General features: G+C 64.9%; 27 protein-coding genes. 14 read left to right on the forward strand and 13 right to left on the reverse strand.

Going from position 1 to position 26,811, the window contains the following annotated elements; translation table 11 throughout:
• The first annotated feature begins 3 nt into the window (after positions 1-3).
• Positions 4-981, forward strand: a complete 978-nt coding sequence (locus FJW06_RS02250) for a hydroxyacid dehydrogenase (protein WP_140747300.1) — start codon at positions 4-6, stop codon at positions 979-981.
• Positions 982-1,024: 43 nt separating this feature from the next.
• Entirely contained in the window at positions 1,025-1,411 is a 387-nt protein-coding gene (locus FJW06_RS02255) for a hypothetical protein (RefSeq protein ID WP_140747303.1), read from the forward strand.
• A 16-nt stretch (positions 1,412-1,427) separates the two neighbouring features.
• Here the strand turns inward: FJW06_RS02255 and FJW06_RS02260 are convergent, their stop codons facing one another.
• On the reverse strand, positions 1,428-2,723 hold the full coding sequence (locus FJW06_RS02260; RefSeq protein WP_140747306.1) for an amidase: 1,296 nt from the start codon (positions 2,721-2,723) through the stop codon (positions 1,428-1,430).
• A gap of 117 nt (positions 2,724-2,840) precedes the next feature.
• On the opposite strand from FJW06_RS02260, the gene FJW06_RS02265 reads away from it, so the two are divergent.
• Positions 2,841-3,188, forward strand: coding sequence for a GFA family protein (locus FJW06_RS02265; protein WP_140747309.1), 348 nt, complete (start codon positions 2,841-2,843; stop codon positions 3,186-3,188).
• Positions 3,189-3,268: 80 nt separating this feature from the next.
• Here the strand turns inward: FJW06_RS02265 and FJW06_RS02270 are convergent, their stop codons facing one another.
• Positions 3,269-4,486 carry an MFS transporter gene (locus tag FJW06_RS02270; RefSeq protein WP_140747312.1) on the reverse strand — a complete coding sequence of 406 codons (1,218 nt, stop codon included), beginning with the start codon at positions 4,484-4,486 and terminating at the stop codon, positions 3,269-3,271.
• Between the two features lie 91 nt (positions 4,487-4,577).
• On the opposite strand from FJW06_RS02270, the gene FJW06_RS02275 reads away from it, so the two are divergent.
• Both FJW06_RS02275 and FJW06_RS02280 read left to right on the forward strand, forming a co-directional pair.
• Positions 4,578-5,546 carry an AraC family transcriptional regulator gene (locus FJW06_RS02275; RefSeq protein WP_140747315.1) on the forward strand — a complete coding sequence of 323 codons (969 nt, stop codon included), beginning with the start codon at positions 4,578-4,580 and terminating at the stop codon, positions 5,544-5,546.
• Positions 5,547-5,648: 102 nt separating this feature from the next.
• Positions 5,649-6,080 carry a DUF4437 domain-containing protein gene (locus FJW06_RS02280; RefSeq protein WP_140747318.1) on the forward strand — a complete coding sequence of 144 codons (432 nt, stop codon included), beginning with the start codon at positions 5,649-5,651 and terminating at the stop codon, positions 6,078-6,080.
• Between the two features lie 20 nt (positions 6,081-6,100).
• Here the strand turns inward: FJW06_RS02280 and FJW06_RS02285 are convergent, their stop codons facing one another.
• The 7 genes from FJW06_RS02285 to FJW06_RS02315 form a co-directional block, all read right to left on the reverse strand.
• Positions 6,101-7,204 (reverse strand): ABC transporter ATP-binding protein, encoded by a 1,104-nt coding sequence (locus tag FJW06_RS02285; protein ID WP_140747321.1) that lies wholly within the window; start codon positions 7,202-7,204, stop codon positions 6,101-6,103.
• Positions 7,204-8,307, reverse strand: a complete 1,104-nt coding sequence (locus FJW06_RS02290; RefSeq protein ID WP_140747324.1) for an ABC transporter ATP-binding protein — start codon at positions 8,305-8,307, stop codon at positions 7,204-7,206. The genes FJW06_RS02285 and FJW06_RS02290 overlap by 1 nt, the downstream gene beginning before the upstream one ends.
• Positions 8,304-8,540 carry a hypothetical protein gene (locus FJW06_RS02295; RefSeq protein ID WP_140747327.1) on the reverse strand — a complete coding sequence of 79 codons (237 nt, stop codon included), beginning with the start codon at positions 8,538-8,540 and terminating at the stop codon, positions 8,304-8,306. The genes FJW06_RS02290 and FJW06_RS02295 overlap by 4 nt, the downstream gene beginning before the upstream one ends.
• Positions 8,537-9,496 carry a carbohydrate ABC transporter permease gene (locus FJW06_RS02300; protein ID WP_140747330.1) on the reverse strand — a complete coding sequence of 320 codons (960 nt, stop codon included), beginning with the start codon at positions 9,494-9,496 and terminating at the stop codon, positions 8,537-8,539. The genes FJW06_RS02295 and FJW06_RS02300 overlap by 4 nt, the downstream gene beginning before the upstream one ends.
• 1 nt (position 9,497) lies before the next feature.
• Positions 9,498-10,403, reverse strand: coding sequence for a sugar ABC transporter permease (locus FJW06_RS02305; protein WP_140747338.1), 906 nt, complete (start codon positions 10,401-10,403; stop codon positions 9,498-9,500).
• A gap of 69 nt (positions 10,404-10,472) precedes the next feature.
• Entirely contained in the window at positions 10,473-11,789 is a 1,317-nt protein-coding gene (locus FJW06_RS02310) for an extracellular solute-binding protein (protein ID WP_140747341.1), read from the reverse strand.
• A 352-nt stretch (positions 11,790-12,141) separates the two neighbouring features.
• Complete coding sequence (locus tag FJW06_RS02315; protein WP_140747344.1) at positions 12,142-12,837, reverse strand: TetR/AcrR family transcriptional regulator; 696 nt, start codon at positions 12,835-12,837, stop codon at positions 12,142-12,144.
• Between the two features lie 156 nt (positions 12,838-12,993).
• On the opposite strand from FJW06_RS02315, the gene FJW06_RS02320 reads away from it, so the two are divergent.
• From FJW06_RS02320 to FJW06_RS02330, 3 genes are read left to right on the forward strand one after another with little or no spacing between them, the layout of a single operon-like run.
• Entirely contained in the window at positions 12,994-14,190 is a 1,197-nt protein-coding gene (locus FJW06_RS02320) for a Tm-1-like ATP-binding domain-containing protein (protein ID WP_140747705.1), read from the forward strand.
• Between the two features lie 11 nt (positions 14,191-14,201).
• On the forward strand, positions 14,202-15,041 hold the full coding sequence (locus FJW06_RS02325) for a phosphoenolpyruvate hydrolase family protein (RefSeq protein WP_140747347.1): 840 nt from the start codon (positions 14,202-14,204) through the stop codon (positions 15,039-15,041).
• Between the two features lie 4 nt (positions 15,042-15,045).
• The gene (locus FJW06_RS02330) at positions 15,046-15,462 is read left to right on the forward strand and encodes a cupin domain-containing protein (RefSeq protein ID WP_140747350.1); all 417 of its coding nucleotides are present in this window, start codon (positions 15,046-15,048) and stop codon (positions 15,460-15,462) included.
• Positions 15,463-15,536: 74 nt separating this feature from the next.
• Here FJW06_RS02330 and FJW06_RS02335 read toward each other — a convergent pair whose 3' ends face one another.
• Positions 15,537-16,727 carry a Xaa-Pro peptidase family protein gene (locus FJW06_RS02335; protein WP_140747353.1) on the reverse strand — a complete coding sequence of 397 codons (1,191 nt, stop codon included), beginning with the start codon at positions 16,725-16,727 and terminating at the stop codon, positions 15,537-15,539.
• Positions 16,728-17,059: 332 nt separating this feature from the next.
• Here FJW06_RS02335 and FJW06_RS02340 point away from each other — a divergent pair, with 332 nt between their 5' ends.
• The 6 genes from FJW06_RS02340 (at position 17,060) to FJW06_RS02370 (ending at position 22,929) form a co-directional block, all read left to right on the forward strand.
• The gene (locus tag FJW06_RS02340; protein WP_140747356.1) at positions 17,060-18,670 is read left to right on the forward strand and encodes an ABC transporter substrate-binding protein; all 1,611 of its coding nucleotides are present in this window, start codon (positions 17,060-17,062) and stop codon (positions 18,668-18,670) included.
• Positions 18,671-18,931: 261 nt separating this feature from the next.
• Positions 18,932-19,918, forward strand: coding sequence for an ABC transporter permease (locus FJW06_RS02350; RefSeq protein WP_140747359.1), 987 nt, complete (start codon positions 18,932-18,934; stop codon positions 19,916-19,918).
• Positions 19,915-20,745, forward strand: coding sequence for an ABC transporter permease (locus FJW06_RS02355; RefSeq protein ID WP_140747708.1), 831 nt, complete (start codon positions 19,915-19,917; stop codon positions 20,743-20,745). Before FJW06_RS02350 ends, FJW06_RS02355 begins: the two co-directional genes overlap by 4 nt.
• A complete protein-coding gene (locus FJW06_RS02360) occupies positions 20,742-21,584 on the forward strand; it encodes an ABC transporter ATP-binding protein (RefSeq protein ID WP_181178108.1) in 843 nt (280 codons plus the stop codon). Before FJW06_RS02355 ends, FJW06_RS02360 begins: the two co-directional genes overlap by 4 nt.
• Complete coding sequence (locus FJW06_RS02365; protein WP_140747362.1) at positions 21,581-22,357, forward strand: ATP-binding cassette domain-containing protein; 777 nt, start codon at positions 21,581-21,583, stop codon at positions 22,355-22,357. Before FJW06_RS02360 ends, FJW06_RS02365 begins: the two co-directional genes overlap by 4 nt.
• 65 nt (positions 22,358-22,422) lie before the next feature.
• Positions 22,423-22,929, forward strand: coding sequence for an L-2-amino-thiazoline-4-carboxylic acid hydrolase (locus tag FJW06_RS02370; protein WP_140747365.1), 507 nt, complete (start codon positions 22,423-22,425; stop codon positions 22,927-22,929).
• 72 nt (positions 22,930-23,001) lie between these two features.
• Here FJW06_RS02370 and FJW06_RS02375 read toward each other — a convergent pair whose 3' ends face one another.
• The 3 genes from FJW06_RS02375 to FJW06_RS02385 are packed head-to-tail and all read right to left on the reverse strand — an operon-like array spanning position 23,002 to position 26,519.
• The gene (locus tag FJW06_RS02375) at positions 23,002-23,787 is read right to left on the reverse strand and encodes a DeoR/GlpR family DNA-binding transcription regulator (protein WP_246674497.1); all 786 of its coding nucleotides are present in this window, start codon (positions 23,785-23,787) and stop codon (positions 23,002-23,004) included.
• A gap of 60 nt (positions 23,788-23,847) precedes the next feature.
• The gene (locus tag FJW06_RS02380; protein ID WP_140747368.1) at positions 23,848-25,146 is read right to left on the reverse strand and encodes an FAD-binding oxidoreductase; all 1,299 of its coding nucleotides are present in this window, start codon (positions 25,144-25,146) and stop codon (positions 23,848-23,850) included.
• Between the two features lie 2 nt (positions 25,147-25,148).
• Positions 25,149-26,519, reverse strand: a complete 1,371-nt coding sequence (locus FJW06_RS02385) for a glutamine synthetase family protein (RefSeq protein WP_140747371.1) — start codon at positions 26,517-26,519, stop codon at positions 25,149-25,151.
• Between the last annotated feature and the right edge of the window lie 292 nt (positions 26,520-26,811).

The raw sequence follows: 26,811 nt of genomic DNA on the forward strand, positions 1-26,811 counted from the left end.
GCGATGCGCAAGATCCTGTCGACGCATCAGCTGCACCCTCGCGCCACGGCCATGCTGGCGGGTGCAGGCCGCCTTGCGATCGCTTCCGCGCTCGATCCCAAGACGCTGACCGCCGAGGCCCGCGACGCCGACATCGTCATCGTGCGCGCGCCGCTGCCGCCGGAGCTGTTTCAGGGCGCGGCGAATTTGCGCGCCGCGATCCGCCACGGCGCCGGGCTGGACATGATCCCGGTCGAGGCGGCGACCGCCGCCGGCGTGCTGGTCGCGAACGTGCCTGCCGTCAACGCCCGCTCGGTCGCCGAGCACGTGATGTTCACCGCGCTGGCTTTGCTGCGGCGCTTCCGCGTGATGGACCGCGACCTGCGCGCCAAGGGCTGGCTTGCCGGGCGCGAGCACGCCAATTCGACCAGCGAGCTGGCCGGCAAGACCATCGGCATCGTCGGCCTCGGGGCGGTCGGACAGGCCGTCGGCCATATCGCCGCGCATGGCTTCGACCTCAATGTCGTGGCGACGACGCGCAGCCTGCGCCCGGCGCCCGAACGCGTCGGCTTCCTGTCGATAGACGCGCTGGTCGAGCAAAGCGATATCATCGTGCTCTGCTGCCCGCTGACACAGGAGACGCGCGGCCTGATCAGCCGCGAGCGCATCGCCCGCATGAAGCCCAACGCGCTGCTGATCAATGTCTCGCGCGGCCCGGTGGTGGACGACGAGGCGCTGATCGAAGCCTTGCGGAAGGGCCGCATCGGCGGCGCCGCGCTCGACGTCTTTGCCACGCAGCCGCTGCCGCCCAACCATCCTTATTTCGGCTTCGACAATGTTATCGTCACCCCGCATATGGCCGGCATCACCGAGGAATCGATGATGCGCATGGGCGTCGGCGCGGCGAACGAGGCGCTGCTGGTGCTCGCCGGCAAGCTGCCGGTCAATCTGCGCAATCCGGAAGTCGTCGAGCACTACCGGCGGCGGTTTCCAGCCGGCTGACGTTCACCTCAATTTTCCCGGATTTGACGACGACCTTCCCCTAATGCGCAAGCGTGTCGCGAAAGTCGTCCTGATCGCTATCTGCTGTCTATCTGCAGCCGCGGCCCGCGCTGACGCGCAAGGCAGCTACATGCCATGCGACAACGGCCTGCGCTGCATAATGGCGCCATGTCCTTCGAACAGCGCGCTCGACCTCGCCTCCGGCAAGATCATCAAAGGTGTGTCGGTCGACACTGAGGGCCTGCCGCAGCAGGACAAGGCTCTCGGCCTGGCGGACAAGCTCTATGCCGGCAAGCTTGTCGTTGCCGGCACGATCGAGAACCGCCCGCATAGCCTCAACGGCAGGCAATACAGCCTGCCGACACTGGTGGCGACCGGCATTGAACGGGCGGCGACGGACGACGAGCGCAGGCACTGCTCGGCGCGTTGAGATCCGCAGCACAGTCTCAACCTTGCAGCAAAGCCTCAATCGCAGCGGCAATGCGCAGCAGATGTTTGTCATCCCCATGCCTGCCCACCAGCATCAGTCCGGTCGGCAGTTTGGTGCCGGGCATCGGCAGCGAGATCGCGCAGAGGTCGAACTGGTTGGCGACCTGCGTGTTGCGCAGGAGCAGCCCTTCGGTCCTGTCGCGCAGCACTTCGTCGCCGGCCATGGCGGCAATGGAGGGCGCGACCATCGGCACGGTCGGCAATGCCAGAACATCGACCGTGTCCAGCCGTTCCGCCATGGCCGCCACCAGCTCGCCGCGACGGCGGATCGTGCGGATATAGTCGGAAGCGGGAACAGCCAGCGCGCGCGACAATGGCCCAGTGACGTGCGGATCGACGGGCACGGATGTGTCGTTCGTCAGCCAGTCGGCATGCACTTCGGCGCCTTCCATTGAGGCGATCGTGCCGCGTCTGGTCGCCGCGCGCATCTCGGCGATGAGATCGTCGATCGGCAAATCGGCAGCGCGGGCGCCGGCTCGTCCGATCCTATCGATGCAGGCCTCGAAAGCCTCGGCGACCTCCGCTTGCGTCTCGCCGAACAACGCGCCGCGCGGGATGCCGATGCGCAAGGTCGCGAGCGGGGCAAGCTGAAGCACTGTCGGCTCTTCTCCGGCCATGACCGCATCGACGACCGCGCAATCGGCGACGCTGCGGGCAAGCGGGCCGATCGAATCCAGCGTCATCGACAGCGGAAAGGCGCCGGCCAAGGGTACGCGCCGCGCCGTCGGCTTGAAGCCGACGACGCCGTTGAGCGAGGCCGGGATGCGCACCGAGCCGCCGGTGTCCGACCCGATCGATATGTCGCTCGTGCCCTCGCCCACCGCAACGCCGGCCCCGGACGACGAGCCGCCCGGGATCAGGCCGGCATCGGCGGCATTGCCCGGCGTGCCGTAATGCGGATTGTCGCCGATCGCGGTGAAGGCGAACTCGGTCATGTTGGTCTTGCCGAGGATGACCGCGCCCGCCTGGCGCAGCCTTTGCACGATCACCGCATCCCGTGTCGCCGGCGCCGCGCCCGCCCGGATCAGCGACCCGGCCGTCGTCGGCCCGCCGGCGACATCGAACAGGTCCTTGATCGAGACGATGCGCCCGTCGAGCGGACCGAGGCTCAAACCGGCCTTGCCGCGGGCGTCGGATGCGTCGGCGGCCGCCCGCGCGGCCTCGGCATAGAGCTTCACGTAGACCTTCTCGTCGGCCGCGCGATTGGCAAGACGTGACAGGATGATTTCGAGATGGTCGCGGACGGATTGCATTTTCGATGTCGGGCCTTGCAAAGTTGCAGCGTCTTTCAGGCACGGCCTGATTTGGGCCGGCGAAGAGATAACCCGGCAAGTGTGCCTTTGCACCCTGCCAGCGATGGGAAGATGCTGATGCTGTACAAAGGCAGCTGCCACTGCGGCAAGGTGGCGTTCGAGGTCAAAGGTGAGATCGGCGGCGTGGTGCGCTGCAACTGCTCGATCTGCAGGCGCAAGGGCGCGCTGCTGTGGGCCGTGCCGCATGAGAAGCTCAGTCTGGTCGCTTGGGGCGACGATCTCGGCCGCTACACTTTCGGCAAGGCCCAGATCGCGCATCGATTCTGCCGCACCTGCGGCATCCATCCGTTTGCCGAAGACGTCGGCGAAGGCAGCGAACGGTCCGCCTATATCAACGTCAACTGCCTGGAAGACGTTGATCTTGCCGGCGTCGAAGTGTTCGAGTTCGACGGCCGCTCGGCCTGATTACCGGTGCCGGTAGCATCGGCCCTCCCGACATCGGCCCGGCGCCGCCGGGCCGATGTCGGGAGGGCGAGCAGGCTTGCCTACTCGGCGGCCTGCTTCGGTCCCATCAGGAAGGCCACCAGCGCCGCGAGCAAGGTCGCCACGCCGCCATAGGCGAAGGCGCTTGCAACACCGGCATGATCGACCAGCAGGCCGCCGACGATGGCGCCGAGCGCGATCGCCACCTGGAAGGTCGCGACCATCAGCCCGCCGGCGCTCTCGGCCTGGTCGGGCGCGGCGCGCACCAGCCAGGTCTGCAGGCCGACCGGCACGGCGCCGAAGGCGAAGCCCCAGGTGGTGACGGCGACCGCCGCCGTTATCGGCGAGGCGCCTAGCAGAAGCAGCGTCGCCGCCGACAGGGCGATCAGCAGCGGTGCCAGGCCGACGGCCATCTTCAAATTACGCTCGGCGAGAAACGCGCCGGCGAAATTGCCGAAGAAACCGCCGATGCCATAGGCAAGCAGCACCAGCGAGATGGTCTCGATCGGCATCACCGGCACCGTCTCCAGGAACGGCCGCACATAGGTGAAGCCGGCGAACTGACCGGACGCGACCAGCAGCACCACCAGCAGCGCAATGCGGATCATCGGCCGCTTCAGCACCTCGACCAGCGTGCGGAAGCTCGCCACGGCCGTCGGCGGCAGGCTGGGAAGCGTGGCGAGCTGCACCAGAAGCGCCAGCGCGCCGACGACCGCCGCCATCATGAAGGCGGTGCGCCAACCCCAGATGTCGCCGACATAGGCGCCGACCGGAGCTGCGGTCACGGTGGCGACCGAGACACCGGTCAGGATGATCGACATGGCGCGCGGCATCAGCCGCATCGGCACGAGCCTGAGCGCCATGGCCGCCGACATCGACCAGAAACCGCCGAGCGCGACGCCGAGCACGACGCGGGCGAGAAGCAGCATGGTGAGCGAGGAGGCGAAGGCGGCGACGAGGTTGGAGACGATCAGAAGGACGGAGAGGATCCACATTACATACCGCCGGTCGAGCCGCTTGGTGACGATCGCCATGGTCGGCGCGGCGATCGCACCGACAACGGCCGTCGCGGTCACCGCCTGACCGGCGGCGCCTTCACTGACGCCGAGGTCCTGCGCCAGCCGCGTCAACAGGCTGGCGGGCAGGAATTCGGCGGTCACCAGGCCGAAAACACCGAGCGCCAGCGAGACCACCGCGCCCCAGGCAGGTTCACTTCGTTCTTCTGGTTCGGCTCTGTCGAGGACAGCGGCGTCGATGGCGCCTGTGGCGGGCTCGATCATGACAAATCTCCGGTGAGTTGCAGCGCAACATTTGGACTGCAGTGCAACATAGGGAGTGACTATCTGGAGTTTCCATGCTAGAAACGCCGAAATGAATTACAATTCGTCCAAATCCGTTTTAGAGACGTCGGGCGACCCGCTCACCGACATGTTGCGTGGCTTGCGCCTCGACGGCGTCGACTATGGCCGCTGCGTACTGGGTGAGCCCTGGGCCGTTTCCTTCCCAGCTCAGAAGGCTGCGCGCTTCCATTTCATCGGACAGCAGGGCTGCTGGCTGTTCTCGCCGGCGAAGGAATGGATCGAGCTCTCGGTGGGCGACGCGCTGCTGATCCCGCGCGGCGCCGAGCATGTGCTGGCGAGCGCGCCCGGCGTGCCGCCGGTGCCGATCGGCCGCTACACGATCGAGCCGGTGTGCGAGAACATCTACGATGTCTCGAACGGCTGCGACGGCTGCAAGACCCTGCTGTTTTGCGGCTCGATGCATTTCAACCTCGACGGCTCGCATCCGCTGCTGGAGATGATGCCGGACCTCATGCAGGCGCATAAGCTGATGGCGAATGCCCCCGGCATCCAGCACCTGCTCGACGGGATGGCCGGCGAGGTGACGATGGACCGGGTCGGCTCCGGCGGCATCCTCGCCCGCCTGGCCGATGTGCTCGCCGCCACCATCATCCGCTCCTGGGTGGAAAATGGCTGCGGCGATGCCACCGGATGGATCGCCGCCGTGCGCAACCCGGACGTCGGCAAGGTGCTCGCCGCCATTCACCTGCAGCCGGAGCGCGACTGGACGGTGGAGGCGCTGGCAAGGATGATGGGCGCCTCGCGCTCCGCCTTCGCGCAACGCTTCGCCACCGTGGTCGGCGAGACGCCGGCTAAGTATGTCCTGCGCGTGCGTATGCACCAGGCAAGGCAATGGCTTGGCCGCGACGGCATGCGGGTCTCGGTCGCGGCCTCGAGATTGGGCTACGATTCGGAAGCCTCCTTCAGCCGCGCCTTCAAGCGGGTGATGGGCGTGGCACCGAGCCATTTCCGTCACACCGGCGCCGAGGAGCAATCCTGACATCCGGCAGGCTGCCCGCTGGAGGAATGGCCAAATCTTTTGGACGACGCGCCATTCCCCGCCGGTCGGGACAGCATAAGCTCGATGGCGGAGGAAACCGCCATGCCCAATCATCTTGCATCGCTTACGGTTGCGGCACTTGCCATCCTGCCGGGCCGGGCTTTCGCGCTGGAAGACAGCTACCTGTCCGCCGACAAGATTCCTTATGCCGTCGAGGCGCCCGGCCAGCCGCAGCGGCTTGGTCGGCTGTGGGGCGAGCGCGCGGAGGGACCGGCCGGCACGCTGCTGAAAGTTCCCGGCAATTGGCGCGCGCCAGTCCACGCCCATACGGCCGATTACCGCGCCGTGGTCATCAAGGGCCTTTGGGCGCACTGGCAGATGCAGGGCGGCGAAGCCACCAAGGTTAAGTTGCCGCCCGGCTCCTACTGGACCCAGAAGGCCAACGAGATGCATGACGACGCCTGCCTGTCAGACACCGAATGCGTCATCCTGCTGATCAACGACGCGCCTTACGACACCTATCTGCCGAAGTAAGCCAGCAGGCCGGCCGGTCGCTATCCGGCGTGACGCAGGCTCACCCCGCTGCCCTTGTCGAACATCACCACCTTTTCCGGGTTCCAGGCAAATCGCACCGGCTGTTCGATCGCGACATCGGTCCTGGCCGGCACTGTGGCCCGCAGCATCGTGTCGCCCACCCTGAGCGTCACGATCTTCTCGACGCCATGGTTTTCGACATCGTGGACCCGCGCCTCGACCGGCGCCCCGCTTTCCAGATAGACGTCCTCGGGTCGAATGCCGAAGACGAGCGGCCGACCGTCGGTCGCGCCGCTCGTCCTGCCCCCGCCAAAGGTTTTGGCCCCAGTTGACAGTGGTAGTTCGAAATTCATCGGAGCCATCACCGCGCGGTCGTTAACCAGCTTGCCGTCGATGAGGTTCATCGGCGGCGAACCGACGAAGCTCGCGACATAGGTGTCGCGCGGATTGTTGTAGATCTCCTGCGGCGTGCCGGTCTGGACGATGCGGCCATGGTTGAGCACACCGACCTTGTCACCCATCGACATGGCCTCGATCTGGTCATGCGTGACGAACAGGAACGTGGCGCCGAGCTGCATCTGCAGGTTCTTCAGCTCCGTGCGCAGCGCCTCGCGCAGCTTGGCGTCGAGCGCCGACAGCGGCTCGTCCATCAGGAAGACACGCGGCTTGCGCACGATCGCGCGGCCGATCGAGACGCGCTGCATCTCGCCGCCGGAAAGCCGGTCGGTCTTGCGGTCGAGCAGATGCTCGATACGAAGCGTGCGGGCGGCGCGCGCGACGCGATCCTTGATCTCGGCATCCGGCAGACGGCGGATCTTCGGCTTCAGCGGGAATTCGAGATTCTGCCGCACCGTGTAGCGCGGATAAAGCGAATATTGCTGCAGCACCAGCGCCACATCGCGTTCGGCCGCGCCCCAATCGGCGACATCGACGCCGTCGATGAAGACCTGGCCCTCGGTCGGCTTATCGAGCCCGGCGATCAGGCGCAGGGTCGTCGTCTTGCCGGCGCCCGTCTCGCCGAGTAGCACGAAGAACTCGCCGTCGGCGATGTCGAGATTGAGATTGGACAGCGCGGTGTGGTTGCCGAATGTCTTGGAGATGTTCTTCAGCTGGATATGGGCCATTACAGTCTCACTCCGAGCGACTTGCCGCTCGCGGCGTCGAAGAAATGCGCTTGCGAAGGATCGATGCGCGCATAGACCTTTTCGCCCGCGCCGCTGATGAAGCCGCTCTTGGTGCGGGCGCGCAGCATGTTGGAGCCGACTTTCAGGTCGACGATGTCGAAGGAGCCGAGCGGCTCGACGATTTGCGTTTCGACCGGCAGGAAGCCGTCCGTCGCCTCGCGGCGCACCAACACGCCCTCCGGCCTGATGCCCAAGGTGAGCTGGCCGCCGGCATGGCCGTTGAGCTTGGAAAGCAGCGCGCGCGGAAACTCGAAGCCCGCGGCCGCGTTGCCGACCGTGACCGACGCGGCCGAGCCGGTCTCGGCGACCTTGGCCTCGGCGACATTCATCACCGGGCTGCCGACGAACTGCGCGACGAAGAGGTTGGCCGGGTGGGAATAGACCTCGTCCGGCGTGCCAACCTGCTGCAGCACGCCTTCATGCATGATGACGATGCGGTCGGCGAGGCTCATCGCCTCGATCTGGTCATGCGTCACATAGATGCTGGTCGAGCCCTGCTTGATATGCAACCGCTTGATCTCGGCGCGCATCTCCTCGCGCAGCTTGGCGTCGAGCGCGCCGATCGGCTCGTCCATCAGCATCGCCTTCGGACGCCGCACCAGCGCCCGGCCGATGGCCACGCGCTGCATGTCGCCGCCCGACAGCGCCGAGGGCTTCTTGGTGAGCAGGTCGGTGATCTGCAGCGTCTTGGCCACCGATCGCACCTCGGTGTCAATCTCGCTTCTGCTCTTGCGCGTCGCGCGCAGCGGGAAGGCGATGTTCTCGTACACGTTCATATGCGGGTAGAGCGAGAACGACTGGAACACCATGGCGATGTCGCGATCGGCCGCTTTGAGTTGCTGCACCGGCTTGCCGTCGATCAGTATGTCGCCCTGGTCGATGGTCTCCAGCCCGGCGATGGCACGCAGCGTCGTCGTCTTGCCGCAGCCCGATTGCCCGAGCAGCACGATGAACTCGTTGTCGTCGATCTTGAGGTTCAGGTCCTTGATGACCTGGACGGCGCCGAAGAATTTCTGGACGCCGCGAAGCTCTATCTTGGTCAATGCTGCGCCCCCGCATTATGCGCCTGCTGGCCGGCCCCGTGCCCGGTGCCGGCTTGCTCCTCGCGCGGGATCTTGGAGGTGACGTTGAAGCCGATCAGGCCGATCAGGATGATCGTCACGCCATAGGTGTGGAGCAGCATGTTCCACGGCTGGCAGAGCGCGACGATGCCCAGCACCATCAGGATTTGCGAGCCCGGCTCCAGATATTTCTCGTTCATCGCGCGAAAGCTCATTTGCGGATCGCTCCGAAGGACATGCCGCGCAACAGATGGTTGCGGAGCAGGAAGGTGAAAATCGCGACCGGCAGCAGGAACAGGAACGTGCCGGCGGCAATCACCGTCCAGTCCGGCAGGCCGGAGCCGACCTGGCTCGGGATGAAAGGCGGTGCGGTCTGGGCGCGACGGTTGGTCATGATCAGCGCGAAGGCGTATTCGTTCCACGCCGTGATGAAGCAGAACACGGCCGTTGCGGCGATGCCGGTCGCGGCTTCGGGCAGCACGATCTTGAAGAAGGCTTCCATGCGCGTATAGCCGTCGACGAGCGCCGCCTCCTCATATTCCTTCGGGATCTCGTCGATGAAGCCCTTCATCAGCCAGACCGAGAAGGACAGGTTGAAGGCGGTGTAGAGGATGATCAGGCCGAGATGGGAATCGTTCAGTCCCACGGCCCGGTACATCAGGAACATCGGGATCGCGACCACCACCGGCGGCAGCATGCGCGTCGACAGGATGAAGAAGAGCAGGTCCGCCTCCCCCTTCACCTTGAAGCGCGAGAAGCCGTAGGCGGTGAATGTGCCCATGCCGACGGCAAGCACGGTCGAGGTGATCGCCACGATCAGCGAATTCATGAACCGGTTCGGATAGCCCGACCACTGCACGGCGCCCTTGCCGTCGCGCACGATCTTCTCGCCGCCGTCGAAGACGACGCGTTCCCACCACGGGGCGGCCGCGTACTCTTCCGGCGTCGGCGGGCTGCGCAGTTGCGAGCGCTTGGTGAACAGCTTGACGAAGGGCGATATCTCCGGCTGGAACACGACCGTCGGCGGGATTGTCGTGGCGAGGTTGCGCGGCTTGAAGGCCGTCGAGGCGATCCAGTAGATCGGCGCCAGGAAGATGATCGTCACCACCAGCACGGCGACGATTGCCGCGCGGTTAAAGGCGACCTCGGAAGAAGTGCGGACAGCAGCCATCTCAGCGCTCCTTCACCTTGTTGAGGTATTTGACGTAGATATTGGTGATCGCCAGCACCATGATGAGCACGATATAGGCCATGGCGCAGGAGCGCCCGGTCTGCCATTCCTGAAAGGCCATCTTGTAGAGCCGGATCGAGATCAGCTCGGCCGTCGGCTGGCTGGTCAGGATGTAGGCGAGATCAAAGGTCTTGAACGCTTCCATGGTGCGGAAGATGACGGCGATCATCAGGATCGGCGCGACCAGCGGCAGCGTGATGCGGAAGAAAGTGTAGAACGGCCCGGCCCGGTCGATCGCAGCGGCCTCGTAAAGATGCTTCGGCACTGCCGAGAGGCCGGCAAGCGACAAGAGCATGACGAAGGGCGACCACATCCAGATGTCGGTGAGCGCGACCGCGTAGAGCGCCATCTTCGGGTCGGCCAGCCACTCGAAAGTGCCGAGCCCGAGCGCATAGTTGATGATGCCGAAAGACGGATCGTAGAGCAGCTTCCAGAACAGGCCCACCACCGCCATGGAAAGCATCATCGGCAGAAGCAGCAGCGTCGTCAGCAGCCCCTTCATCGGTATGTCGCGGTTGAGCAGCATCGCCACGCCAAAGCCGACGAAGAGCTGTCCGGCAACCGAGATGATGACGTATTTCGCGGTGATGGCGAAGTTCGACCAGACATAGGGATCGTTGAGCAGGTCGCGATAATTCTGCAACCCGACGAAATTGGCCGGCGCATTGGTCGAGGCGCGGAAGTCGGTGAACGAGTAGCCCAGCGAATAAATCAGCGGGAAGATGTTGAAGACGATCAGGAACAGGATCGTCGGAATGATGAACAGATTGCGGATCGAAATATCGCTGAGGCCGCGCGCCGCGGCCCGCGAGGACCTGTCGAGCGTGGTGATCATCGTGGTCGCCAAAACCCTGCTCCGGATGCTTGAAAAACAAACGGAGGAGGCTTTTGAGGCCTCCTCCGTGAGGTATGCCGATTACTTCACGCGGCCGTATTTCTTGAAGGTCGCGTTCCAGTCGGCGGCAAGCGCGTCCAGCGTTTCCTTGGCGGTGCCAGATCCGCCGATCATGTAGGGATAGATGCGCTGGTTGAGCTGCTGCAGCAGTTCGGCATATTCCGGCACCGCCCAGAAATCCTTCACCTTGAACATGGTCTCATAGAAGGCCTTGTTGTACGGCGTGGCGCTCTGGAACTCAGGCGACTTCAGCACCGCGGCGCTGCAGGTGTAGCCGCCGAGCGCAGCCCACTTCTTCTGGGTCTCGTCCTTGATGAACCATTCGAGGAACTTCATCGCCTCGTCCTGCTTCTGCGAGTAGGAGACGACCGAGATGCCCTGGCCGCCAAGCGCCGCGAACTGGTCGCCATTTGGGCCCGGAGGATTGGCGAAGAAACCGGTGTTCTTGGCGTTCGGGTTCGACGACTCGTTGATCAGCGAGGGGAAGAAGGCGAAGTAGTTCATGCTCATCGCCGCTAGGTTCTCGGTGATCGCCTGGTTGTCCTCGACGAAGAACGACTTTGCCCAGCCCGGAGGCGTGAACTTGTAGAGTTCCTTATAGGCATCGAGCGCGGCGACCGCCTTCTCGGAATTGATGTGGCCGTCGACCTTGTAGGTCGCGTAATCGCCGAGCTCGCCGCCATAGGAGAACAGCGCGTTCTCGAAGCCCATCGCCATCGCGTCATAGGAATTGTCGGTGTAGATGGCGATGCCGTATTTCTTCTGGTCCGGCCGGTAGAAGAATTCGGCGATGTCGCGCAACGCCTTGAAATCCTTCGGCACGTCGAGGTCGTAGCCATACTTGGCCTTGAAGGCTTCCTTCTCCTTCGGATCCTCGAACCAGTCCTTGCGATAGGACCAGCCGACGGCGTCGCCCTCGAGCGGGATTGCCCAGTACTTGCCGCTGTTGCCGGGATATTCGGCGTAGTACTTGACCGTCGCCGGCGCCATCACGTCGTTGAGTTTGTGCTTCTTGAAGAAGTCGGTCAGGTCGACATAATGACCGCCGGTCGAGCCCGCGCCGAGCCACTGCGAGTCGCCCACCACCAGATCGTAAGCGTCGCCATGGGCGTTGAATTCGGTGAAGGCCTTGGTCTGGAAATCGGACCACGGCGTGGTCTCGACCGTGATCTTGACGCCGGTTTCCTTCTCATACTCGTTGCCGAGTTCCTGCAGGTAGTTGGCCGGATCCCACTCCGCCCAGAAGATGGTGAGCGACTTTTCCTGCGCATGGACGGACGTCCCGCAGGCAAGCGCCAGGCCGACACCAGCAAGCACGCTGGTCACTATCTTGCGCATAGTTTTCCTCCCTTGTGCGCATTCTATCGTGTCATGCGAACCGGCAGCGAAGCCGGCCTTGGTAGTTCCTCCTGTGATGGCACCTTGCCGGTTCCAGGCCTCCTCGCCCTGCCGGAAATGGAATGCGGCCATCACTTTTGATCCGCTTTATTTGGCTATAATCTGGTATTACCAATCTCAGCTTGGCGTCAAGCGCTTTCTTCAGCGACCGAAAGCAGCCGAAAGCGCAATCCCTACGATATCCGGGTGTTTTCCCTTGTTTTTCCTACTCAGCGATACGCAAGACCATTGTCACGATCTGCCCACCACAATTAATATTCGCACTTGGCTCCGCAATCTGGTCGAACCAGATTTAGACGGCTGGCGCCTTCGACGCCGCCGACATTCCTGCCGATTTTGCTTCTGATTCCGCCATTGCTGCGCGCACCAGCGCCCCCGCCGCCCATTGCGCGACCGACATCATCTCGGCGCTGTCCAGCCCCCAGATGTCCTTCAGCACCGTGACCACCTCGACGCCGAACACCAGCGACAGCGCCTGCGCCAGGCGCCTGAACTGGCGCGGCTTCAGGCGGCCCTTGAGCGGCGCGATCGCATCCTTCAGCAGGTCGACGCGATGGCCGCGCGTGAAGGCGGGCTCCGATCCGAGCGTGCCGGCCTGGCGCCGCGCCCATTGATCGAGGGAGAGTTTCAGCGCCGCCTTGAACGTCGCCTCGAAGGCCTCGATGCGCGGCATCGCTGTGGCGAACAGATCCGCCACGCGCCGTTCGGCATCGTCGGAGGCCGACTTCCAAGTGAGGATCGGGCCGAGCCCCTCATCGACCACGGCCTGCACCAGCGCCGCCTGGCTCGGGAAATACCGGTAGGCGGTGGCGCGCGACACCTCCGCCGCCTCCGCGACCTCGCTGACCGAGGGTGTCATGCCGGACTGCATCAGCCGCGTCGCCGTTTCCAGCATCAACCGCCTGGTGCGGGCGCGCGCGCCCTTCTCGACGCCAGGCGCCTGGGCGGCCTCATCCTTGGCGACGGCTTGTTGACGTGAGACATCCATATCAATACGATACGCGCGTCTCAAAAAATTGCAATGGCGCAATGCCAAGCAATAATAGGTCCCTCACCAGCGACAAGGCCTTCGCCGAGGAGCTTAAAGGTGGGGCAAGAAAGGCAGGCGGCAAAGCCGACCATGCCGGACGACGGGGAACCGCGCATGAAGCGCATCTATGTGGTCGGCACCGCTGACACCAAAGGTGAGGAGGTTGCCTTCCTGGCCGATGCCGTCACTGCTGCCGGCGGCACGGTTGTGCGTGTCGACATCGGCACGCGCGGCGCGACCGTCCCGGTGGATATCCCGGCGGGCGAAGTCGCCGCGCATCACCCCAAGGGACACGGAGCGGTGCTCGGGACCAATGACCGCGGCGCCGCCGTTGCCGGCATGGCCGCTGCCTTCGCCGGTTTCATTCGCTCGCGCGACGACGTGGCCGGCGTGATCGGCATCGGCGGCGGGGGAGGCACCTCGATCGTCACCGCCGGCATGCGCGCGCTGCCGCTCGGCCTGCCGAAGCTCGTGGTCTCGACGCTGGCCTCCGGCGATACCGCAGCCTACGTCGACGTCTCCGACATCATCATGATGCCGTCGGTGACCGACATGGCGGGACTGAACAGGATCTCCTGCACGGTGCTGCACAATGCCGCCCAGGCGATCGCCGGCATGGCGGCGAAGCCGGCCCCGGCCGCCGCCGGCAAACCGGCGCTGGGGCTCACCATGTTCGGCGTCACTACGCCTTGCGTGACTGCAATCGTCGAGCGCTTGCGCACCGATTATGACTGCATGGTCTTCCACGCCACCGGCACCGGCGGCCGCTCGATGGAGAAGCTCGCCGATTCCGGCCTACTCGCCGGCGTTCTCGACATCACCACGACCGAGGTCTGCGATCTCCTGCTCGGCGGCGTGCTGCCGGCAACCGACGATCGCTTCGGCGCCATCGCCCGTACGAAATTGCCCTATGTCGGCTCGGTTGGCGCGCTCGACATGGTGAATTTCTGGGCGCCGCCGACGATTCCCGAAAAATATCGTGGGCGGCTGTTCTACGAGCACAACCCAAACGTCACCTTGATGCGCACCACGGCCGACGAATCCCGCCGGATCGGCGAATGGATCGGCGGCCGCCTCGCGCGATGCGACGGTCCGGTTCGCTTCCTGATCCCGGAAAAGGGCGTCTCGGCGCTCGATATCGAAGGCGGCGCTTTCTTCGACGCGGAGGCCGATCAAGCGCTGTTCGACGCCATCGAGCGGACGATCGTGCCGACGAAAGACCGCACCGTCACGCGCCTGCCGCTGCACATCAACGATCCCGCCTTCGCCAAGGCCGCGGCCAAGGCTTTTCTCGACATCGCCAACAAGTGAGACAGACAAGCATGGCTGCCATCCCGCGCAAAACGATCCTGGAAAAATTCCGCAAGATGATTGCCGACGGCGTGCCGATCGTCGGCGGCGGCGCCGGCACCGGGCTGTCGGCCAAGGCCGAGGAAGCCGGCGGCATCGACCTGATCATCATCTACAATTCCGGCCGCTACCGCATGGCCGGGCGCGGCTCGGCCGCCGGCCTGCTCGCCTATGGCAACGCCAACGAGATCGTCAAGGAAATGGCCTATGAGGTGCTTCCGGTGGTGAAGAAGACGCCGGTGCTGGCCGGCGTCAACGGCACCGACCCATTCGTCATCATGCCGCTGCTGCTTTCCGAGCTGAAGATGATGGGCTTTTCCGGCGTCCAGAATTTTCCGACCGTTGGCCTGTTCGACGGCACCATGCGCCAGAGTTTCGAGGAGACCGGCATGGGTTTCGGGCTCGAGGTCGACATGATCGCCGAGGCGCACAAGCTCGACCTTCTCACCACGCCCTATGTCTTCAACCCGGACGAGGCGCGCGCTATGACGAAAGCCGGCGCCGACATCGTCGTCGCCCATATGGGTGTCACGACCGGCGGCTCGATCGGCGCCACCTCGGCGAAGACGCTCGACGCCTGCGTCAAGGAGATCGACGCCATAGCCGATGCCGCGCGCTCGGTGCGAAAGGACGTGATCCTGCTTTGCCATGGCGGGCCGATCTCGATGCCTGACGACGCCCGCTATATCCTCGAGCGCTGCGAGGGGCTGCACGGCTTCTATGGCGCGAGCTCGATGGAACGGCTGCCGGCCGAGGCGGCGATCGCCAGGCAGACGGCGGATTTCAAGACAATCACGAAAAGGAAGGGATGAGGCAATGGCCGACAGGAGCAAGGTGTTCGTCTACCCGAAGGATGTCAGCGCCTTCGGCTTCGACTGGGGCAGACTGTCGTTGACCGTCGCGCCGGAAGTGAACGGCGCCGAACGTTTTTCCGGCGGCGTCGTCGACCTGCCGCCCGGCAAGGGCCACACCCGCCACAACCATCCGGGCGCCGAGGAGATCATCTTCGTCATCTCCGGCCATGGCGAGCAGATGGTCGAGGACGAGGAGGGCAATCCGGTGGTGGCGAAGGTCGGTCCCGGCTGCACCATCTATGTGCCGGAAAGCCGCTTCCACTCGACGCTCAACACCGGCGACCAGCCGATGCAGCTTTTCGTCGTCTACTCGCCCGCCGGCCCGGAACTGGCGCTGCGCGCCCTGCCGGATTTCAGGCTACTGCCGGCGGCTCAGTAACGGTCTTTCCTTCTCCCCGTTCTACGGGGAGAAGGTGCCCGAAGGGCGGATGAGGGGCTGCGCCGACCTTCTGCTTAAGAAATCCCACCCCGGTTCCATCCGCGCCCCCGGTCGCCGAACATCACATAGCCGCTATCCGTCACCGCGACCGTATCCTCCAGCTTGATGAAGCCGCGCGACGGATGAAGCATGGTCGTCTCGACCGAAAGCACCATGTTCTTTTCCAGCGGCTTTGCCGCGTAGGTGCCTTCATAGGCGACCGGATGATTGGTCATCAGAAACGGCGCCTCATGCGTGATCAGCCCCATGCCGTGGGCGAAGAAATCCGTGTAGGCCGCAACCTTCGAGGCCTTCAGCACGCTTTCCGCATGCGCGATCATGTCGCCGCCCAGCGTGCCTGCCTTGACCCTGGAAAAGGCCGCCTGCTGCACCGCCTCGACTTCGGCCAGCAGATCCTCCAGCTCGGCATCCGGCTCGCCAAGCACGCCCATGCGGCAAAGGTCGCCGATATAGCCGCGATAATTGCCGCCGGAATCGATCGACATCACCTCGCCCTTCTTCCACGCCTGGCTGGACGCCGCGCGGTTGTGGCTGGAGCCCAGCGTCAGCAGGCAATATTCGAAATGCGCGCCGCGATTGGTCTCCTCGCGCCTGAGCCGCTCGATGATGTCGGTCTTTGTTGTCCCTTCGCGCGCCCAGGCGATCGTTGCCAGCATCGAGTCGGTTATGAGTTCGGAGGCGATGCGCAGTTGCTCCAGCTCAGCCTCGGTCTTGATGGCGCGCATGCTCTCAAGCATGCCGGTCGCATCGACAAGCTTGGCGTCCGGCAGCGCCTTTCGGACCAGCGCATAGGCGTCGGACGGCAGAAAGCCCGGTTCGATGCCGATGCGGGCGGCTTCCCTGCCGATCTGCTTGAGATGCTCCACCGCCAGATTGGCGGCATCGAGCGTGCCCCAGCAGGCCGCGTGCAAGGTGGGCGTCCAGAACGGATGGTTCTGATGCTCGCCACCTTCCATCTTGTTGCCGATATAAGCCGCATGCTCCGGCCCGCCTTTCTCGTAAAGTACGATCGGCAGATAGCGGCTGTGGCCGATCGCATCCATCGCCGCGAAGAAGATGAACTTGTAGCCGCCGAGCAGATATTGCGTGTTGTGCTTGGAGGTGGCGAAGAGCACGTCAATGCCTGCCTCCTCCATCAGCCGGTCCACTCGCGCCTGGTCGAATGGAATGCTGCTGACTTCGGTCTTGCCCGGAGCGATGTTCATCTGCCTCTCCCTGTTTTCATCGGCCGCAGGAGCGCCGAACGTCATGATTTATGGCTGTCAGCCAAATCTGCATCATTCTGGCCACGCTGGTCCAGCCAGAATCGATCACTTTCGCGCCTATGGCCTTTTCCGCCTGAATCTTGATCCCATTCTCCAGAATCTGGTCCTACCAGATAGGGAGATTGGAACTCCTTTTGGCTGGCTGGTCCAGGGGACGGAAATTTCAAAGCCAAGCCATGATGCGCCAAATCCGTCTCTGGCGAAACCTTTGCCAAGGGCCATAATCACCGAAGTGCCGCGCCCTCCACGGCGCGAAGAGGGGAGTTTGAACGATGTCCGAATTGACGATTTCACGCCGCGGCCTGCTGGCCGGCTCGGCGCTGCTTCTGGCTTCGACCGCGCTGCCGACTATCGGCCTGGCGCAGACGCCGAAGAAGGGCGGCCGCCTGGTGCTGGCCGCCGATTCTGAACCCCGCAACCTCAATCCGGCTATCGTCGCGTCCAACGGCGTCTTCTTCATCTCCAGCAAGATCGTCGAGACGCTGGCCGAAGCCTCCTTCGACGGTAAGGACGGGCTTCAGCCGCGCCTGGCGCTTTCGTGGGACGGTGCCGCCGACGGCCTGTCGGTGACCTTCAAATTGCGCGACGGCGTCAAATGGCATGACCGCAAGCCCTTCACCTCGGCCGATGTCGCTTTCTCGGCGCTGCAGATCTGGAAGCCGCTGCAAAATCTCGGCCGCACCGTGTTCAAGGACCTGGAGGCCGTCGACACGCCGGACGAGCTGACCGCAATCTTCAAATTCGCCAAGCCGACGCCGTTCCAGCTGATCCGCAACGCGCTGCCGGCGCTTTCGAGCGTCGTGCCGAAACACCTCTATGAGGTGGGCAAGATCGAGGACAACCCGGCCAATAACGCGCCGGTCGGTACCGGTCCGTTCAAATTCGCCGAATACAAGGCCGGCCAATATTACCGGCTGACAAGGAACGACGCCTATTGGGGCAAGGACGAGCCTTATCTCGACGAGATCGTCTACCAGGTGCTCCCCGATCGCACATCGGCGGCTGCCGCGCTCGAGGCGGAAGAGATCCAGCTTGCCGCCTTCTCCGCCGTGCCGCTCGCCGATCTCGACCGCATCTCCAAGGTGCCCGGCCTGAAGGTCATCACCAAGGGCTATGAGGGGCTAACCTATCAGCTTGTCGTCGAGATCAACCACCGCCGCAAGGAGCTGGCCGATCTGAAAGTACGGCAGGCGATCGCGCATGCCATCGACAAGGATTTCGTCGTCAAGACGATCTTTCTCGGCTATGCCGCGACCGCCACCGGGCCGGTGCCGAAGAACGACCCGCAATTCTACACCGCCGATGTCGAGACCTACCCCTTCGACGTCGCCAAGGCCAACGCCTTGCTGGACGAGGCCGGCTACAAGCGAACGGACGATGGCAAGCGCTTTTCGCTGAAGCTGCTGCCGGCGCCCTATTTCAACGAGACGAAGCAGTTCGGCGATTACCTGCGCCAGGCGCTCGCCGCCATCGGCATCGAGGCCGAGATCGTCAACAACGATGCGGCCGCGCATATCAAGGCTATCTACACCGACCATGCCTTCGACCTCGCTGTCGGCCCGCCGGTGTTCCGCGGCGACCCGGCGATCTCGACCACCATCCTGGTGCAGAGCGGCATTCCCGACGGCGTGCCCTTCTCCAACCAGGGCGGCTACAAGAATGCCGAGCTCGACGCGCTGATCGCCAAAGCGTCCGAGACGCTCGACACGTCCGCCCGCACCGATCTCTACAAGGAGTTCCAGAAGAAGGTCGCGGCCGACCTGCCGCTGATCAACGTCGCCGAATGGAGTTTTATCAGCGTCGCTCGCGATACCGTGGGCAACATCGCCAACAACCCGCGCTGGGCCGTATCGAACTGGGCGGACACTTATTTGGCGGGTTGATCCGGCACTTGCGGATCGGCAGTCGGGGTGCTCAGCTTCGACAATGAGAGTTCCTTCGCGCCCCCCTCTGTCCTGCCGGACATCTCCCCCTCTTGGGGGGAGATTGGCCCTCACATTGGTTTTCGCCAATTTTCGACGCCGCAGGAATGAGCGAGGCGTAAGAACTGCTAATCTCCCCCCTAGAGGGGGAGATGTCCGGCAGGACAGAGGGGGGCGCCGTAGAACGCGACCTCCGAGGATCGCGAGCAGCTTCCCTTCACCATGACCCGCGCCCTCCGCCTGTTCCGCCGCCGCCTCGTCGGCAGCATCTTCGTTCTCCTCATCGTCGTCATCGGCAGCTTCCTGCTGCTCGAAGCTGCCCCCGGCGATGCGGTCGACGCCTATATCGTCTCGACCGGCGGCGATGTCGGCATGATCGAATTGCTGCGCCACCGCTGGGGTCTCGACCAATCCGAGCTGACCCGCCTCGCCAACTACCTTTGGGCGCTGCTGCATCTCGATCTCGGCCAATCGGTCACCTTCTCGCGGCCGATCCGCGATGTCATCCTCGAACGCCTGCCGACCACGCTGATCCTGATGGGCAGCGCCACCGCGCTCTCCTTCGGCCTTGGCTCTGCGCTCGGCATCTATGCCGGTGCGAGACCCGGCAGCTTCCGCGACCGCTTCCTGTCGATCGGTTCACTGGCGCTCTATGCCGTGCCCGGCTTCTGGCTCGGCCTGGTGTTGATCGTCATCTTTGCCGTCGACCTGCGCTGGCTGCCGATCGGCGGCATCGAGACCATCGCCTCCGGCAAAACCGGACTGGCGCGCGTAGCCGATATAGCCACCCATCTCGTGCTGCCGGTGTCGGCGCTGGGCTTCATCTATCTCGCGCTCTATCTGCGCATGATGCGCGCCGGCATGGCCGAGGCCTGGCGGCAGGATTTTGTTCTCGCCGCCCGCGCCAGGGGACTGTCCCGCCGCCGCATCGTGCTCGCCCATGTCGCCCGCAACGCGCTCTTGCCGCTGGTCACTATGCTCGGCCTGCAATCGGCGCAGATGCTGGGCGGCAGCGTCGTCATCGAAAGCGTCTTCGCCGTGCCTGGCCTTGGCCGGCTGGCGCAAAAGGCCGTCGCCGCACGCGACACGCCGCTGCTGCTCGGCATCATCCTGGTCAGCGCCGTCCTGGTCGTCGTCATCAACCTTCTGGTCGATCTCGCCTACGCTATCCTCGATCCGCGCGTCGGCGCCGGCGAGGCAAGCGCATGAACCGCCTGCGCCGTTTCTTCCACACGCCGGAAGCGATCGCGGGCGCCTCGATCCTCGCCTTGCTCATCGTCATGGCGCTGGTCGCGCCGCTGCTCTTTTCCGGCGACCCGCAGGCCATCGCCGGCCCGGCGCTGCTGCCGCCCTTCCAGGACTGGTCGCTGCCGCTCGGCACCGACCGGCTCGGGCGCGACGTGCTGGCCGAGCTATTCCACGGAGCCCGCACCTCGCTAGCGGTCGGGCTGGCGGCGGCGGCCGCCGCGCTATTCATCGGCGCCCTGGTTGGCACCTTGGCCGGCTTCGCCGGCGGCCTGATCGACGAAATGCTGATGCGCGTCACCGATGCCTTCCAGACTGTGCCGAGCTTCCTGCTCGCGCTCGCCTTCGTCAGCATCGTCGGTCCTTCGCTGGGCGCCGTCGTCGCGGCCATCGCGCTCGGCGCCTGGACCGGACCCGCGCGCGTCGCCCGCGCGGAAGTGCTGTCTATCCGTGAGCGCGACTATGTCGCCGGCGCCCGCGTCATCGGCATGCATCCGCTGGAGATTGCTTTTCGCGAGGTGCTGCCCAACGCGCTCCCACCGGTGCTGGCGCTATCCTCGGTGATTGTTGCGGCCGCGATCCTCACCGAAGCGGCGCTCTCCTTCCTCGGCCTGGGCGATCCCAACCGCGTCACCTGGGGCGGCATGATCGCCGAAGGCCGCGCGGTGCTGCGCAGCGCACCTTTCCTGTCGGTCGTTCCCGGTATCGCGCTGGTGCTGACCGTGCTCGGCGTCTACCTCGCCGGCGAAGGCGTGGTGGAAAGCACCGCGGTGCGCAGGAGCCTGTCGTGACCGCGCTGCTTTCTATCCGCGATCTAAGGGTCGCCTACCGCCGCGATGGTGTCGAGGTGGCAGCGCTGAAAGGTGTCAGCCTGGATGTTCTCGCAGGAGAGCGCCTCGCGATCATTGGCGAGAGCGGTTCGGGCAAGAGCACGCTGGCGCTGGCGGTCGCGGGGTTGTTGCCACAGTCCGCTGTGATCGGCGGAACGATCGGTTGGCCGATACCGAAATCGCAAACCTCTCATTCCTTCGCGCCCCCCTCTCGTCCTCGCGATGCCATCCCCCTCCTCGGCCGCGACATCGGCTTCGTCTTTCAGGACCCCTCCTCCAGCCTCGACCCCGTGATGCCCGTCGGCAAGCAGATCGCCGAAGTCGTCCGCACGCATCTCAAGCTCAGCTGGCGAGACTCATATACGAAGGCCAAAACCCTCCTCCAACGCGTCCGCCTCCCCGACCCGGACTCGGCCCTCCACACCTACCCGCACCAGCTCTCCGGCGGCCAGAAGCAGCGCGTGGCCATCGCTGCGGCAATTGCAGCCGCACCAAAAATCCTGATCGCCGACGAAGCGACCAGCGCGCTCGACACCATCGTCCAGGCCGAGATCGTCGCCCTCATCCGCAGGCTGGTTGCCGAGGACGGCATGACGCTCATCTTCATCAGCCACGACATCGCGCTTGCAGCTTCGCTTGCCGATCGCATAGCGGTGCTGCGCCATGGCGAACTGATCGAGCTCGGCGAGACCCACCAGATCATCGAAGCGCCGCGCCATACCTATACGCGTGCCCTGCTTGAGGCCCATCTCGGCCTTGACGCCAAGCCGTTGCTTGGCCGGCAAGGCGCCTCGGCATGACAGTGCTTGCCGCCTCCAGTCTCACCAAGCGCTATCGTCGCGGCGATAAACCGTTCGCCGCAGTCGACAATGTGTCCTTCGAGATCGGTCCGGCGGAAACGCTGGCGCTCGCCGGCCCCTCCGGTAGCGGCAAATCGACGATTGCAAGGCTGGTTCTGCGGCTGATCGAGCCTGACGCCGGCCGGGTCGACTTCGAAGGCGCGGACTTCCTCGCTTTGTCGGGCGCCGCTCTGCGCGCCCGCCGCGCTCGCATCCAGATGGTGTTCCAGGATCCGCTCGCCGCTTTCAACCCGCGCGCCACCGTCGCGCGCGTGCTGGACGATCCCTTGCGCATCCATGGCATCGCCACGCGTGCCGAGCGTCCACGCCGCATCGCGGCGCTGCTGGAGCGCGTCGGCCTCGATGCGGGCCTTGCCGCGCGCGCCATCCACGAGATTTCCGGAGGCCAACGCCAGCGCGTGGCGATCGCCCGCGCCATCGCCACGCGGCCGTCGCTGATCGTGCTCGACGAAGCCGTGTCGGCGCTCGATGTCTCGGTGCGCGGCCAGATCCTGGAATTGCTGCTCGACCTGCAAAGGCAGGAACGGATCGCCTACCTGTTCATTTCGCATGACCTCGGCGTCATCCGTGCCGTGGCGCATCGCGTCGTCATCCTCGATGCAGGCCGGATCACCGAAAGCGGCGATGCCCGCTCCGTCATCGCCAACCCGCAATCGGCGATCGGCAAGGCGTTGGTGGCGGCGACGCCAAGATTGACCAGGAGCCGACCATGATCCCGCAAAGTGGCAACCGATTTGCGGACAAGAACATCGTCAAACAACAAGATCAGGACGCACCCATGACCGATCCCGAAGCCGCCAGGGCCGAGAAACTGTCGCGCGAGCTCGATTCCGCTTTCCGCAACCGCGCCGACCTCTACCGGCTCTTCCTCGACGAACTGACCGCCGAGCTCGGCGCCGAGAAGGCCGAGGCGGTGATGATCCGCAGCATCGAGAAGCGCGGCCGGGAAGTTGCGGCAGCCGCTTTCGCTAATTTCGGCCCTAACGACGCGCCGGCAATCGGCGAGGCGTTCCTCGCCGTCAGCCCGGACGCCGGCCGCATGTATCCGACCGATGTCGAGCGCGGGCCTGACCACATCGCCTTCAAGGTCAAGCGCTGCCCGCTGAAGGATGCCTGGGTCGAGGCCGGTGTCGGCGAGGAGAAACTCGCCACGCTCTGCCGCATCGCCGGCGCCTTCGACCGCGGCCTGTTCGAGGCGACCGGCGTGCGCTTCGCCAATGTCACCTGGACGCCCGGCCACGGTTCCGGTTGCTGCCATATCGCGCTGACCAACCGCGACGCCTAAAGCAATTCCAGGAAAAGTGCGTAGCGGTTTTCCGTCCGGAATTGCGCAAAACAAAACGATAAAGCCGATTGTCTATTCGGCAAAGACATGCAGTTCGCCGCCCGCCTCGTCGATCGCGGCGCGCAGCTCCGCTGCCGGCTCGCTGTCGGTAACGACGTCCGAAATCTGGCTCAGCGCGCAGACGCGCTCCAGGCCGCTGCGGCCGAACTTGTCGTTGGTGACGACCAGCATCGTCGACAGCGATCGTGCCATCATCGCCCGCTTCACCGCCGCCGCGCCCGAGATCATGTCGCTCGGCCCTTCGGCATTCAGCGCCGACGCGCCGATGATGGCGATATCGGCATTGTAGCGGCGCACGAATTCGACGGTGTCCTCGCCGAGCACCGCCGCCTCGCGGCTGTCATATGTGCCTGGGCAAAGGATGACGCGGAAGCCCGGATTGGCGCCGGCCACCGAAGCGACGCCGACGGAGTTGGTGATGATGGTCAGATCCCGCCCAAGCTGCGACAGGCTGCGCGCGACCTCGTAGGTCGTCGACCCGCCATCGATCATCACGATGGACCCCTTCTCGATCAGTCCGGCGGCGCCGCGGCCGATGCGGGCCCGCTCCTCGACCATTATGAGGCCGCGTTCGGCGATCACCGGTTCCGACGTCACCAGCGAAATGGTGGCGCCGCCATAGGTGCGGTTGATGAGCCCGGCCTCGCCGAGCTCGATCAGGTCGCGGCGGATGGTTTCGCCGGCGACACCGATGCGCCGCGCCAGCTTCGAGATACGGATCGAAGCCGAGCGCCGCACTTCCGACAGGATCAGCTCATGGCGCTCTTTCTTGGTCAGCCGACCCGACTCGATGTTCATCGCCCTTCCTTCTCGCTCCCCGGCGTGGCGACATTAGCCACGCCGGGGAAAGGAAACCAGTCAGTGCCGGAGCCGATCGCGCATCGCATACCACAGCATCCCCAGCACATAGAGCGGGCCGCGTAGCGCCGTGCCGCCCGGGAAGGGCAGCGGCGTCAGCGTCGAGAACAAGTCGAGCCGCGAGGCATCGCCCGTGATCGCTTCCGCCAGGAGCTTGCCCGACAGCGTCGACAGGATGACGCCCTTGCCGGAATAGCCATGCGCGAAATAGACCTCGCCATAGTGCCCGACATGCGGCAGGCGCGACGTGGTGATCGACACCAGCCCGCCCCAGGCATGGTCGATGCGGCAGCCCTTGAGCTGCGGAAAGGTTTTTTCCATATGCGGCCGCACGAAGCCGGCGATGTCGGCCGGCGGCGACGGCGTGTAGCGCTCACCGCCGCCGAACAGCAGGCGGCCGTCCGCCGACATGCGGTAGTAGTTGACGACGAACAGCGTGTCCGAGACGGCGACATTGGCCGGGATGACGTTGCGCGCGCCCAAGGGCTCGGTGGCGACGATATAGTTGCCGACCGGCATGATGCGGCTGTTGACGCGCGGTTCCAGCCCCTTGAGCAGCGCATCGCCGGCCAGCACCACATGCTTGGCGCGGACCGAGCCCTTGTCGGTGAACACCCGGATGGAAGGCTCGCGCTCCAGCCGGACGGCCACCGAGTTCTCATGGATGACGACACCTGCAGCGACGGCCGCGCGGGCAAGCCCCAGCGTGTAGTTGAGCGGATGCATGTGGCCGCCGAGCCTTTCGTAGACCGCGCCCTGATAGGGCGTGTCTACCATCCGCCGCGCCTCGGCCGCCGACAGGATCTCGACGTCGGTGAAGTTCATCACCTTGGCGAGGCATTCGGCCTCGTCCTCGAAGTCACGCACATCCGAGCTGGTGACGGCACCGACCAGGTGGCCGGTCTGGCGCAAATCGCATTCGATGCCGTGGCGCTCGATGATGTCGAGCACCAGCCCGCGCGCCTCGAAGGCGAGGTCGAACAGCGCCTTCGCTCGTTCCGGCCCGAAGGACTTGACCAGGCCCCTGGCGCCCTTGCGCAGGCCGGGGATCATCTGGCCGCCATTGCGGCCGGAGGCGCCCCACCCGATCTTGCCGCCCTCGAGCAGCACCACTTTAAGACCACGCTCGGCCGCATGCAGCGCCGCCGAAAGGCCGGTGCAGCCGCCGCCCACCACCACCATATCGGCCTCGACATCGCCGGCCAGCGCCCGATGGTCGGGCGCCGGGTTGGCGGTGGCGACATAATAGGACTTGCCGATATCGAGACCGGAATTGAAACCCGTCGAACGCGAAGCCATGGTCACACCTTGAGCAGCAGGTGGTCGCGTTCCCAGGACGTCACGACGCTCTGGAACAGGTCGAGCTCGACGCTCTTCACGCGCAGATAGGTCTGGAAGAAATCCTCGCCGAGCAGCGCCCGCACGGGTTCGCAGGCGGCGAAGCGGTCGAGCGCTTCCTCCATTGTCTTCGGCAGCGTGCTCTTGCTCTTATAGGCATTGCCGAAGGCCTCTTCCGAGCGCGCAAGCTTCTCCTCGATGCCGAGATAGCCGGCGATCAGCGAGCCAGCCATGGCAAGGTAGGGATTGGCGTCCGCGCCCGGCAGCCGGTTCTCTATGCGGCGCGCGGCGCGCCCGCCAAGCGGCACGCGCAGACCGCAGGAGCGATTGTCGTGCGACCATTCGATATTGGCTGGCGCGCTGTGGCCGGGCCGGATGCGCCGGTACGAATTCGCATGCGGCGCAAACAGCGGCATGATTTCGGGAATGTATTTCTGCAGGCCGCCGATGAAATGCGAGAACATGTCGCTGTCCTCGCCGTCTTCGCCGGCAAACAAGGGCTCGCCCTTGCGGTCGACGATCGACATGTGCAGATGCATCGCGCTGCCGGCCTGCGCCGCGATCGGCTTGGCCATGAAGGTGGCATGCATGCCGTTCGCCTGGGCGATCTGCCGCGCCAGGCGCTTGAACAGAAGCACCTGGTCGGCGAGCGTCAGCGGATCGCCGTGCAGCAGATTGATCTCGAGCTGCGCGGTTCCGGATTCGTGGATCAGCGTCTCCACCGGCAAGCCGGTGATGGCGGCGTGTTCATAGAGCCGCCGCGTCACCGCTTCGAACTCTTCCATCGCCTGCATGTCGTAGGGATGCTGCACGCTTTCCGGCCGGCCGTTGCGTCCCACCGGCGCCGTGATCGGGCGATCCGGATCGGGATTGGGCGCGGTGAGGTAGAATTCGAGCTCCGGCGCCATCACCGCGCGCCAGCCGCGCTGCTCGTAAAGGTCGAGCACCGATTTCAGCACATGGCGTGGCGAGGCCATCCAGGGCCGGTCGTCCATGTGGAACGTGTCGGCGAAAACATAAGCTTTGCCGGCGCTGCCGGGCGCAAGGCACAGGCTCGAAACGTCCGGCACCATGCGCATGTCCGGATCCTGGTAGGCAAAGCCTTCGTCGATGGAGCCGGAATAGCGGCCGTCGATCGCCACCAGGAAGGCGCTGCTCGGCAGATAGAGCGCGCGGTCGTCGAGCGACTTCAGGAACTTGGCGACTGGCAAGGTCTTGCCGCGCAGCACGCCGTTGACGTCCGGCACGAAGCATTCGACCTCGTCGATCGCATGCGTCTTCAACCAGCTTTGCGTGTCCGCGCCGGGAAATGAGGTGTTCAGATTGTCAGGCATTGGTCATGTCCGTACGAAGGAGAGATCGCTTCGGCGGGCATGTCCGTTCCGGTAGGGCGTTATCTAAGCTGCGTTATCCGAGGACGGACGCCCGCCTGATGACCGGCCGAAGGGCCGGGTGCGGAGCGCCCTGCACTCCCTCCGTCCAGCCGTCGCGAACGACATGCGAGCCGACCTTGGTCTCCTCCGCGCGCTGCAGGTTCTCGTGGCGGCAGTAGCGCATGATCACCGGTATCCCGAGCGCGCAAACGAAATACCGTAGGCAACCAAATGCCTGGCGCGGTATTGCTGT

Origin of the sequence: Mesorhizobium sp. B4-1-3 (genome assembly GCF_006439355.1) — a bacterium.
In the GTDB taxonomy this organism is placed as follows: domain Bacteria; phylum Pseudomonadota; class Alphaproteobacteria; order Rhizobiales; family Rhizobiaceae; genus Mesorhizobium.

What these genes read in the sequence shown, in the direction of transcription:
- FJW06_RS02250 (WP_140747300.1), top strand. Translation starts at nt 4, where the DNA reads ATGCGCAAGATCCTGTCGACGCATCAGCTGCACCCTCGCGCCACGGCC.
- FJW06_RS02255 (WP_140747303.1), top strand. Translation starts at nt 1,025, where the DNA reads ATGCGCAAGCGTGTCGCGAAAGTCGTCCTGATCGCTATCTGCTGTCTA.
- FJW06_RS02260 (WP_140747306.1), bottom strand. Translation starts at nt 2,723, where the DNA reads ATGCAATCCGTCCGCGACCATCTCGAAATCATCCTGTCACGTCTTGCC.
- FJW06_RS02265 (WP_140747309.1), top strand. Translation starts at nt 2,841, where the DNA reads ATGCTGTACAAAGGCAGCTGCCACTGCGGCAAGGTGGCGTTCGAGGTC.
- FJW06_RS02270 (WP_140747312.1), bottom strand. Translation starts at nt 4,486, where the DNA reads ATGATCGAGCCCGCCACAGGCGCCATCGACGCCGCTGTCCTCGACAGA.
- FJW06_RS02275 (WP_140747315.1), top strand. Translation starts at nt 4,578, where the DNA reads ATGAATTACAATTCGTCCAAATCCGTTTTAGAGACGTCGGGCGACCCG.
- FJW06_RS02280 (WP_140747318.1), top strand. Translation starts at nt 5,649, where the DNA reads ATGCCCAATCATCTTGCATCGCTTACGGTTGCGGCACTTGCCATCCTG.
- FJW06_RS02285 (WP_140747321.1), bottom strand. Translation starts at nt 7,204, where the DNA reads ATGGCCCATATCCAGCTGAAGAACATCTCCAAGACATTCGGCAACCAC.
- FJW06_RS02295 (WP_140747327.1), bottom strand. Translation starts at nt 8,540, where the DNA reads ATGAGCTTTCGCGCGATGAACGAGAAATATCTGGAGCCGGGCTCGCAA.
- FJW06_RS02300 (WP_140747330.1), bottom strand. Translation starts at nt 9,496, where the DNA reads ATGGCTGCTGTCCGCACTTCTTCCGAGGTCGCCTTTAACCGCGCGGCA.
- FJW06_RS02310 (WP_140747341.1), bottom strand. Translation starts at nt 11,789, where the DNA reads ATGCGCAAGATAGTGACCAGCGTGCTTGCTGGTGTCGGCCTGGCGCTT.
- FJW06_RS02315 (WP_140747344.1), bottom strand. Translation starts at nt 12,837, where the DNA reads ATGGATGTCTCACGTCAACAAGCCGTCGCCAAGGATGAGGCCGCCCAG.
- FJW06_RS02320 (WP_140747705.1), top strand. Translation starts at nt 12,994, where the DNA reads ATGAAGCGCATCTATGTGGTCGGCACCGCTGACACCAAAGGTGAGGAG.
- FJW06_RS02325 (WP_140747347.1), top strand. Translation starts at nt 14,202, where the DNA reads ATGGCTGCCATCCCGCGCAAAACGATCCTGGAAAAATTCCGCAAGATG.
- FJW06_RS02330 (WP_140747350.1), top strand. Translation starts at nt 15,046, where the DNA reads ATGGCCGACAGGAGCAAGGTGTTCGTCTACCCGAAGGATGTCAGCGCC.
- FJW06_RS02335 (WP_140747353.1), bottom strand. Translation starts at nt 16,727, where the DNA reads ATGAACATCGCTCCGGGCAAGACCGAAGTCAGCAGCATTCCATTCGAC.
- FJW06_RS02340 (WP_140747356.1), top strand. Translation starts at nt 17,060, where the DNA reads ATGTCCGAATTGACGATTTCACGCCGCGGCCTGCTGGCCGGCTCGGCG.
- FJW06_RS02350 (WP_140747359.1), top strand. Translation starts at nt 18,932, where the DNA reads ATGACCCGCGCCCTCCGCCTGTTCCGCCGCCGCCTCGTCGGCAGCATC.
- FJW06_RS02355 (WP_140747708.1), top strand. Translation starts at nt 19,915, where the DNA reads ATGAACCGCCTGCGCCGTTTCTTCCACACGCCGGAAGCGATCGCGGGC.
- FJW06_RS02365 (WP_140747362.1), top strand. Translation starts at nt 21,581, where the DNA reads ATGACAGTGCTTGCCGCCTCCAGTCTCACCAAGCGCTATCGTCGCGGC.
- FJW06_RS02370 (WP_140747365.1), top strand. Translation starts at nt 22,423, where the DNA reads ATGACCGATCCCGAAGCCGCCAGGGCCGAGAAACTGTCGCGCGAGCTC.
- FJW06_RS02375 (WP_246674497.1), bottom strand. Translation starts at nt 23,787, where the DNA reads ATGAACATCGAGTCGGGTCGGCTGACCAAGAAAGAGCGCCATGAGCTG.
- FJW06_RS02380 (WP_140747368.1), bottom strand. Translation starts at nt 25,146, where the DNA reads ATGGCTTCGCGTTCGACGGGTTTCAATTCCGGTCTCGATATCGGCAAG.
- FJW06_RS02385 (WP_140747371.1), bottom strand. Translation starts at nt 26,519, where the DNA reads ATGCCTGACAATCTGAACACCTCATTTCCCGGCGCGGACACGCAAAGC.